Below are 18967 nucleotides of genomic sequence, written 5' to 3'. Positions count from 1 at the left end.
AGATGCCAAGAGCCATCGTCGTCAACAACGCCATCCTGTTCCTGTGCTGCTCGATTTATCTGGGAACCGGCATATCGCTGCTCTTCTTCCAGTTCCCGCTGGAGCCGAAGCTGACCGTCGACAATTACTACCTGATCTTCGTCGAGCCGGTCGACAACGCCACCCGGTTCTTCACCTATATGACCGCGGTGATGCTGATCACCGGTTTCGTCATGCTCGTCACCGAATGGCTTTCGGGCATAAGGTGGGTGCCGGTGGTCGTGCTTGCCGCCTTGATCGCTTCGACGCTGACGACGATCTATCTCATCTTCCCGCATAACGAAGCCTTGAGAAAAGGCATTGCCGACCCGGCCGAACTGGCGGGAACCTTCAGCGCCTGGGCGGGTCTCAATCGCGTGCGGGTGTCGCTCTGGATCGTCATGTGGCTGGCCATGATGTACTATTTCGCCCGGCTCGCCTACGCCGCGAGGGCGGACCGATGAATGACGCGCTCCTCCGCCTGGTCCTGCTCGCCATCGCCGCCATTACCGTCCTCTCGGGCGTGACGCAGATGGCGGCGGGCGGCTTCGTGCTTTCGATCATCGCCACCGATGCCCGCCCGCCGGTCGTTCACATGTTCATGACGATCGGCATGTTCATGGTCATCACCGGCGCGATGTTCCTACAATCGCTCTGGAGGCGCTCGGAAGAGCCGGCCATTCCGCTGTGGATCGCGGTCCAGAAGCTGGCCGCCGCCGTTCTCGTCACGATGGGATGGATGAAGGGCATATTCGCACCCCTGGCGCTCGGCGTTGCCGCGTTCGATGCGCTGACCGGCCTTCTCGCCCTGATTTTCTGGAGGAGGCTCGGACCATGAGCAAATTGCTACCCGATCTCTTCCTGATCGGCTACGGCCTGATGTTCCTTTTAGTGGGCATGGCGGGTGTTTTCATCGCTCCCTGGGAGCTGGAGAGGGTTTTTCGCCTCGATCCCGCCTGGCTTACCCAGCCGGAGGGGGCGATGTTCCTCAACCAATATCGCTTCCTCAAGGCGGCGGAAGCGGCCTTCGGCCTGTTCTGCGTGTACCATCGTCGCGACATTCTCGCCGGCGGGCAGAATTTCGTGATCTTCGTCGCCGGCTGCTTCCTCGCGATCCTTGCCCGCGCGTTGTCTTGGGCTGTGGACGGCCCGCCTCGCACGGCCTTCGTCCTCTTCCTGGTACTGGAGGCGCTCACGCTGATCCTGGTCTGGCGTCACGCCCGCAACGGACGAGACCAGTTGAAATGACCCGGCCTCCGATCGCTCCCGACCAGCCGAACCGGCGTGCGCTGATCCTTCCCGGAGGCGGCATGCGGGTCGCCTATCAGGCCGGCGCGTTGCTGGCACTGCACGAGGAGGGGCTGCGCTTCTCCCATGCCGACGGCACGTCCGGCGGCATGATGAACCTGGCCGCCCTACTATCGGGCGTGGAGCCCGCCGACCTGGCGCGCCGCTGGCGCACGCTGCGCCCGACCGGGTTCATTTCGCCGCTTTCCATTCGCGGCTATCTCGGTTTCCCGAACCTGCCGGCGCTTGGGGACTTCGACGGTATCGTCGCGCGTGTCTTCCCCCATCTCGGCATAAACGCGGCCCTGGTGCGCAAATCGGCGGACATCTCCGCCTATTTCAACATATGCGATTTCGGCGACAAGACGTCGAAGGCGATCCCCGCCCATGATATCCAGGAGCCGCTGCTCCTTGCCGGCCTGTCGCTGCCGCTCTTCACGCCCGCTGTTTCCTATGGCAACAGGACGTGGACCGACGCGGTATGGATCCAGGACTCGAATTTGCTGCAGGCGGTCCGTAACGGCGCCAACGAGCTCTGGGTCATCTGGTGCATCGGCAACACCGCCACCTTCAAGCGCGGTTTCCTAAACCAGTATGTCCATATGATCGAAATGAGCGCGATCGGATGGCTCAACCAGGAGCTGGCCGAGATCACCCGCATGAACGAAGCAATCGCCAGAGGCGAAACGCCCTATGGGCACGATAGGCCGGTCGTCGTGCATCTGATCAAACCGGAACGCCCCATCCCGCTAGATCCAGACTATATGGCCGGCAAGGTGAGCGGCGAGGCCCTGGTCGATCAGGGGTACATGGATGCCAGCCGCTATCTGAGGAACAGGACGGCAAGCGGCGTCGATCCGGACAGCGCGGCCACGAAGATGATCGAGGCGGCGCCCGGCATCTCTTTTCGCGAGACCATGTCCGGGCGCATCTCTTTCACGACGAACGACCCCGTGACGGCCGCTCTGGACAACAATGCAATCCCGGTCGTCCTGCGGGCAACCATCAATATCCGCGATATTGCCGCCTTCGTGCGCAGCGCCGATCACCGTGGCGACATGTCCGCGCACCTCTACAGTCCTCGCCTTGGATTCACGCTGCCGGCGACGTCGAGCAACTTCCAGCTCTTCTCGCCGGGCAGCGCCCTCGACGTCGTCGAAATGGTGTATGAGACAGGGTTTCGGCACGATGGGAAGCACTATTGGTTTTCCGGCCGCAAATCGATCCGCAAGGGGCCGTTCTGGCGGTTGTGGCGGAATACGACGACGCTCTTCGTCCAAGTTCATGAGGGGCACGATCGCAGCGGTCCAGTCGTGGCGGCCGGTGTCCTTCGCCTCGGCGTCTTCGATTTTCTGAGGCTTCTCGAAACGCTGCACGCGCGCGACTGCATCGGATTTTGGCAGCGCTTGCGCACGGTCGCAGCCTTCGCCCGGTTCTTCTCGTCAAAGCTCTGGCGCATGTATGACTTGGGGAGGCGTAAATGAGCGAGATACCTGTCGAAGCGAAGAATCGCGTCAGCATCGACCGGCCGGCGGCCGTCGGCTGGTTCAGCCTGCGGCTCCTGGCTGCGACCGGGGTCAAGGCCCTCGTCAACAGCCTGATCGGCACCCAGACGGGCCGCCGGGAATTGCTGGCAGCCCTCGACAACGGGCCTGACAGCAAGGCGCCTTTTCCAAGAGACGGGACGCTTCACCTGAAAGACACCGTGTGGGTCGACTATGTCGCCGATATCGGCGACGGCTTCGATGCCACGCATTCCGTCGCCTGGCTAATCGGGCGCGACTATCTCTTCCTTAAAGAGCCGGGCGAGCCGGTCCCCCAGCCGCTGTTGGAGCAGCCCAATGTCGAGCCGGATGCCGATGGCGGGCCTCCCGAAAGCCTGGCCTTGCCGCGCGCCGACCTGCTGATCTTCGGCGGCGACCAAGTCTATCCCTATGCGACGCAGGCGGATTATCAATCGCGCACGTTCCAGCCCTATTATGCCGCACGGCCCTGGGGCTCGTGCGACCCGCACGCTCCCGACGACGACCCGGGCGGGCGGCCCCTTTTCGTCATTCCCGGCAATCACGACTGGTATGACGGATTGATCAGCTTCGTCCGGCTCTTCTGCCAGTTCGATCCCCGGCGCTGGATCGGCGCTTGGTACGTGCAGCAGCCGCGCAGCTATTTTTCGATCATGCTGCCGCACGGCTGGTGGATCTGGGGCGTCGATGTTGCGAGCGAAGACGACATCGATCCGCCGCAGCTCGCCTATTTCCAGGCGCAGGCGCACAGGATGGGGCCTGACGACAGGGTGGTCCTGTGCACCGCCAAGCCCGCCTGGGTCGAGTGTGCCGATCGCAGCGATTCCGATGGCGAGGAGACGCTGCTTTCCGAGGCCTGGAACAGGCTTGCCAAGATCGCCAAGCTTGCCAACGATGGCGGGGTGCCGGTCTTCCTGTCCGGCGACCTCCACCACTATGCGCGGCATGACGGCGCCGATGGCAAGCAATATATCACCTGCGGTGGCGGCGGCGCGTTTACCCTGGGCACCACGATGCAGCCGGAAAAATTGCGCATCGACGAAGACCAGACCGCAGCCCGTAAGTGTGAATTTCCCTCGATCGAGGAATCCAAGGCGATGCGCACCGGCGCATTTGCAATGGTGCGGCGCCACAAGCTGTTCTGCGCGGCGCTCGGCTGCGTCATGCTGTATCTGCTCTGGTTGTTTCAGACCAGCAGCCACGGTCCTTCGGCCGATGCGGCATCGCGTACCGCCGCGCCGTTTCTCACCGTCGTGAGAAGCAGCCTGGGCGACGGGCTGTGGCGGCTGGTGTCGATCCTGGTCACGTCTCCGACCACGACGACCGTCTTCGCCGTGATCCTGGCCGGCTTCTGGGGCTTTGCAAGCAGCGGCGCAAAACGCGGCGGCGCGCGCTGGAAGAGCCTACTGCTGGGCTTTTTCCACTTCCTTGTGCAGATTGGCGCCGCAATACTGAGTGCTATCCTCGCCGCCGCCGTGCTCGACCTGATCGTGAGCGGAGGTCTTTTGCGCGATCTGCTCCTTCCGGTCATTGCGATCGGCTTGACCACGCTTTTCTGTGGCCTTGCCTTCGGCACCTATCTCTTTTTCGCCAACGCCGCCTTTGGCTGGCACGAGCAGGAGGTGTTTTCCTCCCAAGCCATCCAGGACTGGAAATGCTTCCTGCGCATGAAAATCGACAAGGATGGGCTGACGATCTATCCCATCGGTCTTCGCAAGGTGGTGACGACCTGGAAACCGACGCTGCCGGCAGAGCATGCGCCGCGGCCGAACGCGATGGGGCGTGCCGTCGCCAGGATCTTTGCCTCCGATACGTTCGCGGTGCCGAAGGGCGCCACCCATCTTTTCAGCCCCGCCGAGGCGCTGCAACCTCACCTGATCGAGAAACCGATCGTGATTTCCAGGGGGATCGAAGTCCAGGAGATCACCGGGCTGGCAGGCTCCCTGGCTAAGGTCCCGGAGGTGACGACCACATGATCTTCGACGCGATCATCATCGGCAGCGGCTTTGGCGGCGCGGTCGCGGCCTGCCGGATTGCCGAGGCCGGCCAACGCGTACTGGTGCTGGAGCGCGGTCGTCGCTGGAGCCCGGACGATTATCCGCGCGGCCCGGACGATGACTGGATCTTCGATGTCGACGAGCCGGAGGAGCAGAACGGCTGGATCGATCTCCGTTTCCTCGATGACATGTGGGTGGCCCAGGGTGCCGGCGTTGGCGGCGGTTCGCTGATCTATGCGAATGTGTCGATAGACGCGCCGAAGGAGGCTTTCGAGTCCGGCTGGCCGAGCCAGATCACCTTTGCGGAAATGGCGCCCTATTACGCACGGGTCGCCGCCATGCTGAAGCCAGAGGTCATCCCGGACAACCAACTGACGCCCCGCTACACGCTGATGCGCGATGCCGCCGCAGCGATCGGCGAAGAGAAGCGGCTGCGAAAACTGGAGCTGGCGGTGTCTTTCGACCCGGAAGGCACCTTCCCCGAAAGCCGGCCGGAATCGGAGGTCGCAACACGCAGCTTCGAGAACGCCTTCGGCAGGAAACAAGGCTACTGCGTCCATGCCGGCAATTGCGATATCGGCTGCAAGGCGCAGGCAAAGAACACACTCGATCTCAACTACCTGGCGGTGGCCGAGGAGAAGGGCGCGGAGATCAGGCCGCTGGCAATGGTGTCGCATATCGTGGCGGAAGGGCGTCACTACGCCGTCGTCTATCACGAGATCGGCAACGGCAAGCGCCGTGAACGGGTAGTCCGCACGAGGCATGTCTTCCTGGCGGCCGGTTCGCTGGGCTCGACGGAACTGCTTTTCCGGTCCCGCGATCTCTTCGCAAGCCTGCCCAAAGTCAGCCCTGCGCTCGGAAGCAATTGGAGTTCGAACGGCGATTTCCTGACGCCCGCCTTCTATGACGACCGCACGTTGTCTCCGACCCTCGGACCGACGATCACCGCCGCGATCGATTTCCTCGACGGCAAGGATGGTGGCGCCCGCTACTTCGTGGAGGACGGCGGCTTTCCCGACGCCCTTGGCAACGCGATCCGCGCCGGTGCGAAGCAGGGGCGCATGCGACCCGGATCCAATTTCCTGAAAATGCTCGCGGGCCTCGCCTATGACGGCGACACCCTGGAAAACATGATGCCGTGGTTCGGCCAGGCCGTCGACGGCGGGGACGGCCGCCTCTACTATGGGCGCGACTGGCTGCGGCCCTGGCGCCGTCGCCTCAAGCTCGATTGGAACGTCAAGCGGTCGGAGCGAGGGATCGGCCGCCTGATCGCCGCCCATGAACGGCTCAGCGCGGCCACGGGCGGCACCCCACAGGTGCCGCCGACCTGGACAGTTCTGCGCAATCTCGTCACGCCCCATCCGCTGGGCGGTTGCGGGATGGCCGCGTCGTCGGCGGCCGGCACCATCGATCACGCTGGCGAAGTTTTCGGCCATCCAGGACTTTATGTCGTAGATGGCGCGGCTGTGCCGCGGCCAATCGGGCTAAATCCTTCGAAAACGATCGCCGCTTTGGCGGAGCGTACACTCGACATCATGCTACGAAAATGAGAATTCGCCTTGAAGGGACTCGAACCTACGATCAGTTCGGGTAACAGGACACTAAGGGGCTGAATATATGTCATAATGTCCTTTAGCAGATATACTAGAGGATGGATGCGGTGGAGCAATCAGAAGATCAAAGGCGATCTAGCTTGATAACCATATCTCGTTTTTGGTGTCTGGTCACAGGCGCCGTGACAGTCCCAGCCAACCGTCAGCGAAACAGGAATGGAGCGATCGCAGGTAACTTAGTGGTGCAAGAAGGTGGCACACCGCACATCGCATCTGATTTCTTTGGCTGCAGGCTCAATCCATAACTTTAAGGTGCACAACCTCTCTCCCCTCTACCAGTTGGTAGCCGAATTCACTAGCTTAGCGGTGTCACACTAACGGGCATGATGTGTCGTGCAGTTCAAACCAGTCAACGCAAAAAGCTACTACGAAACGCTTCCGCCTGCAGATAATGCATGTGGCGACATTTGGACCGGCCTGCCTGGAATGGGCCTTTTTCGCGGAGAGTCCATCTGCGGAATTGTCGTCTCCCCAGCATGCGACGTTAGCAACTTTAAAACGGAAACGATTACGTACCTGCCGATCGTCCCGGTCCGATCGTATTTCTCTACTATCGGTTACCACTGTCGACCTCGGTCTTCTTGACCCATTCGTGCAACGTGGCTGGCGAGCAACCGATCTTGGCCGCAATAGATGAAACGGCAGCCCACCGCGAAGGGTACTCGGCTTCGTGATCCAACACCATACGAATGGCGCGTTGACGGACTTCAGGTGAAAACTTGTTCGTTGTCTTGCTCATAGTGGCTCCACTTTCTCAGAAGTTGGAGCCTCCGGCAAACCCGGCGCGGTTCAAGCACTCGATCCTCAGCTATCTTTGGTTAGCGGAACAGAACGACGCGAAACCCGCAGCTCACGACCCGCTGGCTTCTTTCAACCCGTTGGACCATGACGTGCTCCCCTGTTTGTCCGCGTTTATAAGTTAGCTCTGTTCAGGTTCAGGTCCTGTCGGGACCGGGTTGCAAACTCATAAGGGGTCAAGCCGTCGAGGCTCGTATGCGGGCGGTTCAGGTTATAATCGTTTCTCCAATCTTCGATGATCTCTCTGGCATGGCGGTAGCTGGTGAACAGGTGCTCATTGAGGCATTCGTCGCGCAAGCATTCAAGCATCTAAGACGCCAAGTAGAGAAGGCCGCATGGGTCATTCGCCGCCCCGATGCGGAGCCACCGGACGGCTTTGTGAATAGATTCAGAGAAATTGTAGACAATTCATGCCTGAGAATTCTGGAAACATAGTGCCGTTCGCCTGGCAACGCTACGTGGAAGAGACCTTGCGCCGGCGAAAGGCGGAAGGGCTCACTCAAAAGGACCACTCGGCCTTAGCGGGTGTAAGCCATCCGACAATGGCTGCGTTTGAGCGCGGTGAAACAACCCTGACTTTGGCGAAGGCGCTCGATATCCTTCGCGTGGTGGGGTTGATGAGCCTGTCGAAGGTGACACGCAAGCCCGCTTCGTGCGCGATGCATTCGAGCGCTGGCGCCATCTGATTGCCCCACTCCCCGCGCATTGTGATTTCTGGCGCGCCGCGCCTCGCTGAAACAAAAGCATGCGTCATCCGGTAAGATGTGTCCTTCGCTCTGTCGGTTTCTCGAATTGCATTATGGCGACGGGTGCGCGCGGCGGTACGCCTGGGATTTCCGTTGAGCATTCCAGACCGGCAATATCAGCTGCTTGTTCAAATGGCCCGGCGGTCAAGCGTCAATGTCGACATTTTCCAACGTATGATATAAAAATTCTTTCCTGCAAGGTATAGGCAAACATCACGTGCCGTGCAATTCTACCGGGTATTGATGTGCGGGCACTGCGCATCAAAGAACTATTGCCGGGGGGCATAGGACAATGGCGGTGAGTTTTTTCAACTATGCGGGGAACCCTGCATGGACTGGTTTTGTGCGCTTTTTAATCCCTGCAGTTTATTGCGTTGCTTTAAGCGGCTGCTTTGGCGCGGGGGATGTTGGACAAGCAGAACTTGGGCTACAAGTCAGAAACTCGGACAAACAAACACAGGAAGCTGTCTGCGCGAGAAAATTCAGCTGCCCTTCAGTCGATATGGGGCCCAGTTTCGCAGGGCGCGTCAACTATGCTGCGGCTCTCGCCGGCAAATATATCCAGTTGGCTGACAACGCCTCCCGCACGGAAGATGTTGCTGCATTGGGCATTATATCGAGTGCGGGTGTCGCGGCAGGTGCGCTCCTCTATGATGCAAACGTCAATCTTCTGAAGGGTGCTGGGCTGTCTGCGGGCATGATCGCAGCCGGCCGCAACTATACGAAACCGGGCGAGTCGGCTCAGCACCTGCTCAACGCGGCTGAAGGAATGCTATGCGTGAGCGGCATTGCGAGATCGGCGACGAAAGAAGTGCAGGATACAAGTGCCGCGCTTGTCGATGATGCGATCAACCGGATCAGGCTCGATCTCAGGCGTAAATTGGAGCGGCAGGCGCCAAATTACCGCGACATTCTGGACGCCGCGAAAGCTTACGAAGCGAACAAAGCAGCCGCCACTAGCGGATTTGTCTCGACATCGAGCGCGCTTTCGGCAGGGCTCGAAACCTGTATTTCGAAAGTGGTGATTAACGGCGCCGCCGCCTAGGTGGCATACAAGGGGACAGTCCGACCATGATGCGACTTTTGACAACCGTTGCACTCTTTCACATAGCCTTGAATGCGACACCTGCCCTGACGGCCGATCTGTGTAAGATGGCGTTGATCGACACACATATCGATGATCAAAAAACGAAAATCTACTCCTCTGAACACAAGGTGCGATCACTTTATTATTCCGCTGACATGGCCGTAAATACCGACGGCACGCCTCGTTCCTACCATCCTGGCGATCCCGAGGCCGATAAAGGATTGGCATTCAACAACATCGCCAATGCCATCAGCGAACTTTACGACGCACATGGGGACAGGATAACATGCGGTGACAAAGCCGAAGATCGAAAGGGTGCCTGTTTCGACACATTCATCTCCACGTTCGAGGATGCTCGCAACTCCAAATATAATCCGGTCGGGCATGCAGTCATAAAAACCGAGAATATGATCCCGTGGAGGCACGATGCGAATCTGGGCCGCGACGTCCCGTGCCTGAATACGGTCAAGCCATTTGAAGGCTATTTCATATCCCAGACGTCACTGTCCGTTGATACTAAGAAAGGCCTTTGCGACCAAAGCCGCTATCTGGACAGCCTGAAGTACAATGCGGTGGTTTTGCCGAAGAGGGTCAACTGGAGGGCTGGCGGAGTCAAAACAGACGGTGGCGACCTCGTCGTTGTCAGAGATCTCGAGTCTGGCAAAATCGCCTATGCGATCAATGGAGACAGAGGACCAGTCAAGGGTATCGGCGAAGGTACGATTGCCCTCACGTCGTTTCTGAGCGGCATCTCGATCAAGGGCACGGAAACCTATGCTGAAATAAAGAAGCTACACAGAGACCGAGTCCAATATATTACCTTCCCCGCAGACGACATACGGCCGAAAACCGATAACAAATTCACACAGGATGATATCGATCGGGAGGGCGCCAAGCTTTTCGAAGAGTGGGGTGGGGTGGAACGACTCGATGCCTGCGCAAAGCTCGATTAAACATACGAACGCGAACTGCCGCCCTTCAAGCCGAATTGTCGCTATCTTTCACCCTCCGATGAAGAAACAGTAGCAAAACAGGTCGGAACAAGACGCTACGCGGGTATCTATAGCGCCTTCTATAACTTCTGGTATCATGCTTTCGCGCGCATTACGCAGGGAGTTCGCCTTGGATGCTGTCAAAGCGATCACGGATCTCATTGGGGCCATTGCCTGGCCAGCTGTCGCATTGACCGCAATATGGCTGTTTCAAAGCCAGATCGGATCGTTGACCCAGTCTCTGAACCTGCGCGTTGCTGAGGCAAACAAGATAAAGCTTAAGATCGGTACGGTCGCACTAGAACTTGCGCGCGAAATCGCGCGACCGCCTGCTGTTTCGCGAAAGGTCCTGGGCCAGGTTGGCTCGACGATTGAACGCTTCGACGCTCTTGCGAAGATGTACGACGAAGTTTCAATCGAAGATGAGACCCTGCGCGTGGCGGAGCGAAAGAGGCTCGCTGATGAACTTGCGCGTTTGGCGTCGACACTTTCAATACGCCGTGCCGATTTGGCGGAGCGTCCTGACGAGGGGGCTATGGTCACGCTTGCGACGCTGGCAATTGATAATCCAAGCGACGACGATCTCAGCCTTTTGCAAAAAGTTGCCTTGACGGCGCGCTTCAATTTCACCCGCTATCGCATCCTTTTGGGAATCCTACCTTCCATCGCTCGCGTGCCTTACGATAAGAATGTGCGCGTGAGAGCGGAAACGATCATTCGAAGCGTTGAGGCAACAGGCTCCGTTTCCCCATCATTGCAACGACTGATCGACAAAACGAGGACGGTCTTGTCTGCGATTGACGAGGCCTTTCAATAGGGGGATCGATGGTTTGGACGAATAAGACCCATGTGTTCCACGGTACATTGGACATCCACACCACGAGTGTCGCCAAATCGCCGGATCCAAAGCGCGGCCGGTCGGCCGCCGACTTCGGGAAGGGATTTTACGTGACGAGCAGCTTTCACCAGGCAAAGCAATGGGCGAACCAAAAAGCTCGAACGTCAACTGCGCGCGGGTTGGTTCTGAAAGCTGCTGTCGTTCAGTTCGAAATGAACTGGGACTGGCCCTCCAATCCCGCAATCGACGTCTTGAGCTTTGTTCTCGACGATAAGCCCTTTCATGACTTCGTGGTCTTCAATCGTCTGGGAAGCACTAACCATAAGCGCAATGGAAAACACGCCTTCGATGTCGTGGTTGGTCCTGTCGCCGCCTTTCCCCAAACGCTCACTTACGCCAACTGTGATCAGATCTGCTTTGCGCAATCGGGAAAGAATGTCGCAGATGCGCTCAAACAGTTGAGATACCTGACAACGACAGTTGCGTCCTCACTATTTTGAACATTCGGGGTTTGACATGCAGGCCGAGAACGTAGGTCATGACGTGCAAAACCGTCTTATAGAGATGCTCCTTTCCCAAACGCACCGAGCGCTCGCGGAGGTTTTTCAAGTGGAGCCAATTGAGGCCCAAACCCTTCTCGAGAGGTTTCGCACTAGGCTTTTCTCCGCGCCTTTGAGCGAGCGCATCTTCGTCCTTCATCACGATCCACTGACGCTTGCCGCAGACCTGGCGGCGGAGGACCTGGATGACGACAAATGGCAGAGCGCTGTTCAGCGTTATAACGCTGAGCGAGCCCCTACCTTCGAAAGTCCATTTCAAATGACGTGAGAGGCGGCCTGCGGGCCGTGCAGGAAGTGCCTGCATCATGCATGAGCAGGCACTTCTAGCGATCTCTGGCGAAACGCATCTGCTCCAACCGCTCATCCGAACGACGCTCCGGATGTGAAGGATTACCGGCCAGGAAAATGTCCCTTGGCACGATCGCGCCACGGGCGATCTTTAGTCGATGCCTTTTGGCGATTTTCACGATCTCGGTTCCGATCCGGTCGATGGTCGCGGCCAACTGGATCTGGCCCGCCGCGCTCGCCGCATTCCATCTATAGAGGAGCGATGATTGAAAGAGGAACGAGAGATCCGCAACCGAACCGAGCTGATCCTGCGTCATCTTCCCGCTCGCTTGATGGCCATCGGGTCGACCAAACCAGACAAACTCGTCGACTTTGGAAAAATCCGAAGCGTTCGTCATATCCGAGAAATCCTGCGGTCCGAAATGGGAAAGGATCTGGCCCGGTATGATCGTATCCACAAATATTCGAGCGCCTTTGCCGGTTTGCTCGAGGCCGACCGCTCGCGTAACGGCTTCACCGCAGACAAATTTCCCGAGATGACTGGCGACCTTTTCTGGCTCCACGATCTGCCCGAAAGCCATTCCCGCACGCGCCAGCACACCAGAATACGCGTTTAACCAGAAAAGCTTGCGGGCTGCTTCAAGGACGAGGTTCGTGTTCTTCGACCACAGAAATGCACTGTCCGACAATTGCGCGACGAACAACCCATCGCTATCGACAGCCATAAGATTACGCCGGAACTGCGAAAGCAGGATTGCACAGAAGTATTGATTGGAGACCACCGGCTTTGAGTGCCTCGAATGAGCAGCGAAATCTGCCATTTCGACGATTGTTTTCGGAGACGTGGTCAGCGCTCCGACGCCGAGTATGTCAACGAACAACACTGCACCATCGTACTCGCGCATTGATTTGCCTCTAGGTTGATGCCACCGTCTCGCCCTGTTTGAACACGAGGCGTTGCGTATTCTCATGTAGAATGGTGCTTTGCTCACAACACCGTCTCGTCGGCGGCTCCATAAGCTCCAATGTCTTTCGGATGACCAGGCATCCACCAGGACTTCGTCTATTCCGGCGAAAGCACGTTTGCAGCTTAGCCATTAGATGAACGGCCCGAGACGCCCGTTTACGATATCACGCAACCGATCAAGAATGCGGTCTCCAGCAAGCCTATACCCTTCGGGCAAGACCAGGGTCCCGACGGCATCTGAAATGCTGCGTGCCATCGTCGACATGCATTGTGCCGCCCAGCGTGCTGGCAGCTCGATCGTTCGGGCAAGAATCTCGAAATCCTCGGGCGACAGATTATCGTCCCGGCCGTTCAGTTTAAGCGCCATCCGATCATGCTCCAGGCGAGGAAAAACACGCGTTGTCACGGCGTCGTAGGCGGGAGCAAATCTCACCGACGCAAAATGATCGGCACCCTCCTCGGCTGTTTTGAGGAGCGCCAGATTCTTCAGGTGCATGTCACCATCCGCGATAAACCACGCATAGAGCGCTCTCTGGAAAAGAGTTTTGACGGCATATAGGTCAGCGCGCAATTGCCTTGATAAGCGAGGCGAGGTCGAACCACGGAGATGTCAAACCGAGCTACATCAGGGCCGGCTTCGAATAGCGGCGTGGATTGAGTTCGAAATAGAAAACCGGCAAGCCTTTTTCCTTGCCATAGTAAGCAACCCAAGCATCAACTGTATGGCTCTGCTTCCACATTCCAAATTTCGTGGAGTTCGAGTAAATTTTATCGTTTTCCCCCAGGATTCCGACATGCCCAATTTGGCCGCCGGAGGTTGGGGAAATCACGATAACGCCTGGCCCCGGTATCTCACCTACAGGCACTTCCCTGTCCTGCTGGCGAAGGGACAAGATCATGAACGCCGTTTGAAGCCCTCCCCCAACCGGCTGGCCACAGGCCCTCTTGACGATCCGGTTCACTGCCCAAGCGCAGCCAAGCTTACCGCCGCGTGTTTCCGGCGGTGATAACTCACGCGAGTTCATTTCGGGGTTATCGACACCCCAAATCGCCGTTTCGTGCACGAGGATGTTCAGCGCTTCTTGCGAAATCGTCGGACCAGCGGCCATTACAGCCGGATCGTCATACTCCTCCACCGAGGGAAGATCGAACTGAGCGAATTTCGCAAGCAATTGCTGGAGGTCGTTGTCTGTGCCGGCGACATCCCAGACATCCCCGGTCAGAAGCATAGGTTCCCCGTCTACAAGGCCAACCAGCGATAAAGCGCTTTCATACTCCCCGGATTGCAGTACCAAGGCGTACTGATTCCCTGCCTCGTCGTGGATCGTCTCAACGATCTCACTGGTGAGCTTTGGATCCAAAACGCTTGCGATATCGGCCAAATCCATCTTGCGCCCCTTGTCTGCTTGACTACGCCACAACTACTACCCTTAATTGATTTTGACGAGTCGGAAATTCCACTATCACGGTCACGAAGGAACGCGCAGCACGACTTTCCCAACAAACTCAGATTGTCGTAATATTTAGTATTCTCAACCAGCAGTGACTGTGGTCATATCGCCTTCGAGATGGGTCTGGAGGGGAAAGAATGACGATATACAGCATCATATCTGCTGCGACTGCCGCGGCGTTCTTCATGGCATGTGCTCAGCCGGTCGCCAGCGCGGATGCAACGACAACATATGCCCTGTCCGTGCGCATGGAGACGCTTGACAAAACCGATTGCGGCAACGGCGGGAATGATTGCGTTCCTGCCTGCATGGTGCATGCGAGACTGGACCTTCTCCAATCCGGCATCACAACTTCGGTGCCCATCCAGATCGCCTTCTGGCATAAGGTGGAAGAAACCCAGGAAGATGGCGAGATTGAAGTGGTCGAACGACCTGCGGCTCAACTCATGTTCAATGAATCGCAAAGTGGCAAGTATTCGGAAACTGCCGACCACACGCCACGTTTTGAGTGTAAGGATATCGCAGTGTCGCGGATCAGTGTCGAATGCCCTCTAGTAAGCGACGACCGTTGCCCCGGGCTGTTTTATGTCCAGATTCCCGACATCAAATCGTGGGGCGTTAAGGAGCAAATAGTCCAGGCACAGTAAGGCTCGTGCGGGTAGCGCACGCTACCCTTCGGGCATAGCCCGGTCGATCTTAAATTGTCACTCCAGGTGTCGTTGCCCGTCCCGCGCCAGAAAGCCGGCGAAACGATCCGGGATCGCGACGCTCACTCCATCAGGTCTATCATGCTCCGTAATCTATCCGTGCAGGTCGACAGGTCGACCTGGCCAAGGCCACCCAGACAGCCCGCGTTTCCCGCGTCTTTCGTAGCCGGCACAAGCAGTTGTGACTTCAATATGGCATCGGTTCTGCTAACGATTGGCTACCTCACGACACCGTCACATGTCTCCGGCGTGTCTCTAAGCGAGTTCTGGGCTTGGGTGCGATATCTTCATGCCATCGCCGATACGCCCGACCTCCAACTGACGAGGCCTTTTTTCGATCTTGACGCGCACCAGAAGACAATCCTCAGCGATGACTTCGGTATGGGCATTCCCATGGCGTGGCTGATCGAGAAGCTCACCTTAGGACCGATCGCTGATGGCCGATACTTTGTCGACAGGCTCGCCGCCAGTGCCGGAGCTGCGACCCTAAAGACGGCAAAGCGGGGTCCACGGAAGACACCGGACTTCGTTGCGCGCGATGCGTCCGGGGTGTGGCACGTGATCGAATGCAAGGGCACGCAGAGCGGCATCGAGTATCGCAATCGACAATTGGGAGGCCTTAATCCTCTCACGGGAGCGGTCTCGCAGAAGAATACGATTCAGTTTCCTGCCGGCCACACCGGGCAGCGATTGGCTTGCGGATTGTCGATTGCGGTCGAAGGCAGTGGCGCAAGATCAAACCTGCGCATTATCGATCCGCCCGGGTCGGACGACTTCGTTGTTAGAGAGGACGATCTGGCCCTTGCCGATGACGCAATAGAGCGCGCCATTGGCGCGAGAGCCCTGCGTCTTGCTGGGTTCCAGGCAACCTCGGCAATGATGTCCGCGCCATCGGGACCCAGCCCAAAATCGCAACCGTTGAAGGGCAAGCGCGAGGCGGAACGGAGCGAATTCGTGGCAGAAAAGGTGCGCCACTCGAACGACGAGCTTAAGCAGAGGACGTCTTTTGAACGGTTTGGCGCGCACAAGGAACGGTACAGGGGACGTATGATGAAGGTCGACCTCCCGGTACCCATTCTGGTCGACGGTCGATCGATCCGGTCGATCAGGATCAGAAACGGCATAAACGATCGTTTCCTGCGTGACCTGACGGGGGAAGACATGAAAGAGGGAACGAGCGCGCGAGCCAATATCGGAATTGCGGACCAGGCCGACCGCACCTTCCTCGAGAAGGAGCGTTACATGGCAAGGCTCAGCATCGGCAGGCTCTTCGTCTCCGAGCTTTCGTTCGAAGAGAAGAATGCTTCCGAAATCTAGATGCAACGCTGACTGCGCTCGACGCCGTGAACCGGCCATCAATGCAATGGAGCTCTACTTGCCCGTCTCACCAATTCTCGCAATATGATGCAAAACCGCACTCGACCAAGACAGGGAAGATTAGAGGTCGCGCAATGGCGCTTTCCGTAATTGGAACCAGTGGCGCGGGCACCACATTTGAGGCAAATGCCATCGCTTGTATGCTCGCCGCATTGCTCAGCGAAACCGGAACACTCGGCGATCCCTCTGGGTTGATTGTCGAACGGATCGAGCTCCAACGCTCTGGTGCAGTCCCCGGCTTCGACGATGCAATCATTCAGCACCGCCTTCCAACGGGCGGCATACGTTCCACCGCGGTGCAGATCAAACGCACTTTGAGTGGTGTCGTTTTGCATTTAATCGTGAGATTCCAGTCCTAACAGTTTCAATAAGATAGCGCGGCACTTAAATTGAGACTTGGCATTTAATTTGAGATTCTGGCTTCGCTTTTTGGCACTTAATGTGAGATTCACCGCCAGGGAAAGATGGCTGCTTACAGCCACGCTTCCATGAGAAAATAACCTATATTACAGATGGTTATCGCCGAACCGAAAGGCGTTTTGCACGGAAAATCACACCGACGAATCTCAAATTAGGTGCCATCACCAGTCTGAACGGGCGCATTCTTACAGTTAAATGCCAAACGACAACCGGTGGCGGCGATAGAGACGGTTTCGAACGGTTTGGGTCATGCCGCAAAATCGCATAGGCTAATCGCCGCGGGGTTAACGTTACGACGCCAGCGCGAGCGTGTGAGCAGGCCGACGAGCAGGCAGGGCAGCCATCGAACTGAAACAGAACACGATCTGCACTTTTACCCCGGGCTTCCGGGGGGGGTGTGGCAGCCAACCCGTTATAAGGTTTTGGCAAAGACTTATAACGTTGACAAAAGCGAACATGGTTATAAGGTCTTGGCCGAGACTTATAACAGCGGTGCGAGATGAGCGAAAATGACTTCATCAGCAGAAGGAAACGGCGCTTCGACCAGGCGATGGCCGAACTTGCCGCCGAGAGGGCCGCCGCACTCGAGAAGGAAACGCCAATGATGAAAGGGATCGACATCAGCTATCGGACGATGTTCGCGGAGCTGGCGCAACGGACGCTCGATGCTCAATTTGTGGCGGACTTCCCCTTGGAGGGATGGTTCGTGAGCGTGACCGTCAAAGATCGCGATTACTGGTATTTTGATCTCCCTACCCCCGAGGGCAAGGACAAGCGAAGCTACGTCGGTCCCGCGAGCGACATAGCGATCACGGAGCGGGTGAAGGCCCACAAGGAGATCAAGGACAACATCCGGGAGCGGAGGCGCATGGTTAGCACGCTGCGCCGCGCAGGCCTCCCCGGTCCTGATCCATTCGCGGGCGATGTCACTAAAGCTCTAGCCGACGCCGGATTGTTCCGGCTGCGGGCCGTCCTGATTGGGTCGGTGGCATTCAGCACCTATGCGGGGATGCTCGGTGTCCGCCTCCCCTCGGCAGCCATGCAGACGGGCGACGCGGATTTCGCGCAGGACTTCGCGATCTCGGCTGGGGTCCAAGACAGCCTGCCGCCGATCCTAGAAATCCTCCAGTCGGTCGATCCCGACTTCCGAGCGGTTCCGCACCAGGCCGACAAAGCCAAGGTGGTGGCCTTCCAGAACGCCAAAGGCTACCGGGTGGAGTTCCTGACTGGAAACCGTGGATCGGACGAATACACTGGCAAACCATCGCCCATGCCCGCCCTCGGCGGCGCGTCGGCGGAAAACCTCCGGTTCTTGGACTATCTCATCTACGAGCCAATCCGGACGGTGCTTCTCTTCCGCGAGGGCGTGAACGTCCTTGTCCCCGCTCCCGAGAGGTATGCCGTCCACAAGCTGATCGTGTCTTCGCGTAGGCTGACGGACACGCTAGGACGCGTGAAAGCAGACAAAGACCTGTCGCAGGCCGCCTTGCTCTTCGAAGCCCTCATGGAGACGCGCCACGGCGACGAACTGGCCGAAGCGTGGGAGGAAGCATGGGAGCGTGGAGATGCGTGGAAAGAGGGCATCGTCAGCGGCCTATCGAGACTGCCCAAGAACGGAGTGAAAGCCCTAGAAAAGGTTCTCGGTCCCGAGGTGGTGGAAAGCCTGCTGAAAAGGTGATCGACAGATGAACGCGAAACTCAGCCCATACGGAGAGCATGAGGAATTGTGTGGCAGGTGCCGCATTTGGATAAATGCGGTATATGTAAGCGATGATTATCGCCGAGCTGGCGAGATCCCCAAAAAGTCTCAAATCATTCGACGACGGACACTCATCGAGAACATATCCGTCCTGGGGCGTCTACACCATCAACGCCATGGCGCCCGCGAAAATCGTAAGGATCAGCGCAAGACAATCAGATTCACCCAATCTGCGGACATTGTGTCATCTTTCAGTATTCAAGCCCGGTCACGACGAACACCGCGACTCCGAAAACGACCATGAGCACGGCGCCAACGATCTTGAACGTGCGATCATCATGGTTCGAGATCATCTTGTCATACGCGGCATTGCCCATTTCCTCGCGAGCAAGTCGCTCCTCCAACAAGCGTTTCGCGTCGTTATCTCCGCGCATCTGATTGAAGTACTGCGACATGATCGCTCCGTTCCGGTTGCCCTGAGTTTCGCGCACATGGGCACCGTCTGCAACAAGGTTTTTCCGGCATCGTAAAGTTAAAGGGCTGCGGCCAAAGCTGGTGCTCGCCGCTTCCAGTCACGCAGCCGGCACTAAACTTAACGC

At 57.9% G+C, this 18967-nt stretch carries 20 protein-coding genes and 2 pseudogenes; 16 read left to right on the top strand and 6 right to left on the bottom strand.

Annotated features, from left to right (window positions below):
• Positions 1 to 2 precede the first annotated feature (2 nt).
• The 6 genes from ASG68_RS08180 to ASG68_RS08155 are packed head-to-tail and all read left to right on the top strand — an operon-like array spanning position 3 to position 6375.
• A complete protein-coding gene (locus tag ASG68_RS08180; RefSeq protein WP_062609306.1) occupies positions 3 to 482 on the top strand; it encodes a hypothetical protein in 480 nt (159 codons plus the stop codon).
• On the top strand, positions 479 to 856 hold the full coding sequence (locus ASG68_RS08175) for a hypothetical protein (RefSeq protein WP_062609304.1): 378 nt from the start codon (positions 479 to 481) through the stop codon (positions 854 to 856). The genes ASG68_RS08180 and ASG68_RS08175 overlap by 4 nt, the downstream gene beginning before the upstream one ends.
• Positions 853 to 1266: a DUF4345 family protein gene (locus tag ASG68_RS08170; protein WP_062609302.1), complete on the top strand. Its 414-nt coding sequence runs from the start codon at positions 853 to 855 to the stop codon at positions 1264 to 1266. The genes ASG68_RS08175 and ASG68_RS08170 overlap by 4 nt, the downstream gene beginning before the upstream one ends.
• On the top strand, positions 1263 to 2789 hold the full coding sequence (locus ASG68_RS08165) for a patatin-like phospholipase family protein (protein WP_062609300.1): 1527 nt from the start codon (positions 1263 to 1265) through the stop codon (positions 2787 to 2789). Before ASG68_RS08170 ends, ASG68_RS08165 begins: the two co-directional genes overlap by 4 nt.
• On the top strand, positions 2786 to 4804 hold the full coding sequence (locus ASG68_RS08160; protein ID WP_062609298.1) for a metallophosphoesterase family protein: 2019 nt from the start codon (positions 2786 to 2788) through the stop codon (positions 4802 to 4804). Before ASG68_RS08165 ends, ASG68_RS08160 begins: the two co-directional genes overlap by 4 nt.
• A complete protein-coding gene (locus ASG68_RS08155) occupies positions 4801 to 6375 on the top strand; it encodes a GMC family oxidoreductase N-terminal domain-containing protein (protein ID WP_062609297.1) in 1575 nt (524 codons plus the stop codon). Before ASG68_RS08160 ends, ASG68_RS08155 begins: the two co-directional genes overlap by 4 nt.
• Positions 6376 to 6991: 616 nt before the next feature.
• On the opposite strand, the pseudogene ASG68_RS30335 reads toward ASG68_RS08155, so the two are convergent.
• Both ASG68_RS30335 and ASG68_RS30330 read right to left on the bottom strand, forming a co-directional pair.
• A pseudogene (locus ASG68_RS30335) lies at positions 6992 to 7177 on the bottom strand (transposase); the annotation flags it as partial.
• A gap of 173 nt (positions 7178 to 7350) precedes the next feature.
• Positions 7351 to 7533 (bottom strand): annotated as a pseudogene (locus tag ASG68_RS30330) (integrase core domain-containing protein); the annotation flags it as partial.
• Positions 7534 to 7646: 113 nt separating this feature from the next.
• Here ASG68_RS30330 and ASG68_RS08140 point away from each other — a divergent pair.
• The 6 genes from ASG68_RS08140 to ASG68_RS08115 all read left to right on the top strand — a co-directional run bounded on the left by ASG68_RS08140 (position 7647) and on the right by ASG68_RS08115 (position 11727).
• A complete protein-coding gene (locus tag ASG68_RS08140) occupies positions 7647 to 7922 on the top strand; it encodes a helix-turn-helix domain-containing protein (protein WP_244484140.1) in 276 nt (91 codons plus the stop codon).
• Between the two features lie 352 nt (positions 7923 to 8274).
• Positions 8275 to 9027 (top strand): hypothetical protein, encoded by a 753-nt coding sequence (locus tag ASG68_RS08135; protein WP_156384835.1) that lies wholly within the window; start codon positions 8275 to 8277, stop codon positions 9025 to 9027.
• A gap of 26 nt (positions 9028 to 9053) precedes the next feature.
• Positions 9054 to 10022, top strand: coding sequence for a glycoside hydrolase family 75 protein (locus ASG68_RS08130; protein ID WP_062609287.1), 969 nt, complete (start codon positions 9054 to 9056; stop codon positions 10020 to 10022).
• Positions 10023 to 10191: 169 nt separating this feature from the next.
• A complete protein-coding gene (locus ASG68_RS08125; protein ID WP_062609283.1) occupies positions 10192 to 10878 on the top strand; it encodes a hypothetical protein in 687 nt (228 codons plus the stop codon).
• A gap of 8 nt (positions 10879 to 10886) precedes the next feature.
• Positions 10887 to 11399, top strand: coding sequence for a DUF3990 domain-containing protein (locus tag ASG68_RS08120; RefSeq protein ID WP_062609281.1), 513 nt, complete (start codon positions 10887 to 10889; stop codon positions 11397 to 11399).
• Positions 11400 to 11415: 16 nt separating this feature from the next.
• Complete coding sequence (locus tag ASG68_RS08115) at positions 11416 to 11727, top strand: hypothetical protein (RefSeq protein ID WP_062609279.1); 312 nt, start codon at positions 11416 to 11418, stop codon at positions 11725 to 11727.
• Between the two features lie 55 nt (positions 11728 to 11782).
• Here the strand turns inward: ASG68_RS08115 and ASG68_RS08110 are convergent, their stop codons facing one another.
• The 3 genes from ASG68_RS08110 to ASG68_RS08100 form a co-directional block, all read right to left on the bottom strand.
• Positions 11783 to 12652 carry a hypothetical protein gene (locus ASG68_RS08110; RefSeq protein WP_062609277.1) on the bottom strand — a complete coding sequence of 290 codons (870 nt, stop codon included), beginning with the start codon at positions 12650 to 12652 and terminating at the stop codon, positions 11783 to 11785.
• A 192-nt stretch (positions 12653 to 12844) separates the two neighbouring features.
• The gene (locus ASG68_RS08105) at positions 12845 to 13285 is read right to left on the bottom strand and encodes a HipA domain-containing protein (RefSeq protein ID WP_062609275.1); all 441 of its coding nucleotides are present in this window, start codon (positions 13283 to 13285) and stop codon (positions 12845 to 12847) included.
• A gap of 49 nt (positions 13286 to 13334) precedes the next feature.
• Positions 13335 to 14102, bottom strand: a complete 768-nt coding sequence (locus ASG68_RS08100; RefSeq protein WP_156384834.1) for a hypothetical protein — start codon at positions 14100 to 14102, stop codon at positions 13335 to 13337.
• Between the two features lie 200 nt (positions 14103 to 14302).
• Here ASG68_RS08100 and ASG68_RS08095 point away from each other — a divergent pair, with 200 nt between their 5' ends.
• The 4 genes from ASG68_RS08095 (at position 14303) to ASG68_RS08080 (ending at position 18347) form a co-directional block, all read left to right on the top strand.
• Positions 14303 to 14812, top strand: coding sequence for a hypothetical protein (locus tag ASG68_RS08095; RefSeq protein ID WP_062609271.1), 510 nt, complete (start codon positions 14303 to 14305; stop codon positions 14810 to 14812).
• Between the two features lie 252 nt (positions 14813 to 15064).
• Positions 15065 to 16189: a hypothetical protein gene (locus ASG68_RS08090; protein ID WP_062609269.1), complete on the top strand. Its 1125-nt coding sequence runs from the start codon at positions 15065 to 15067 to the stop codon at positions 16187 to 16189.
• 134 nt (positions 16190 to 16323) lie between these two features.
• Positions 16324 to 16608, top strand: coding sequence for a hypothetical protein (locus ASG68_RS08085; RefSeq protein ID WP_062609267.1), 285 nt, complete (start codon positions 16324 to 16326; stop codon positions 16606 to 16608).
• Positions 16609 to 17270: 662 nt separating this feature from the next.
• Complete coding sequence (locus tag ASG68_RS08080) at positions 17271 to 18347, top strand: GSU2403 family nucleotidyltransferase fold protein (protein WP_062609478.1); 1077 nt, start codon at positions 17271 to 17273, stop codon at positions 18345 to 18347.
• A 272-nt stretch (positions 18348 to 18619) separates the two neighbouring features.
• On the opposite strand, the gene ASG68_RS08075 is transcribed toward ASG68_RS08080, so the two are convergent.
• Entirely contained in the window at positions 18620 to 18823 is a 204-nt protein-coding gene (locus ASG68_RS08075; protein ID WP_156384833.1) for a hypothetical protein, read from the bottom strand.
• Positions 18824 to 18967: the final 144 nt, after the last annotated feature.

This window comes from Rhizobium sp. Leaf453 (assembly GCF_001425605.1).
In the GTDB taxonomy this organism is placed as follows: domain Bacteria; phylum Pseudomonadota; class Alphaproteobacteria; order Rhizobiales; family Rhizobiaceae; genus Pararhizobium.
The sequence above is the reverse complement of the archived record's forward strand: the minus strand, read 5'-3'. Positions and strand labels throughout refer to the sequence as shown.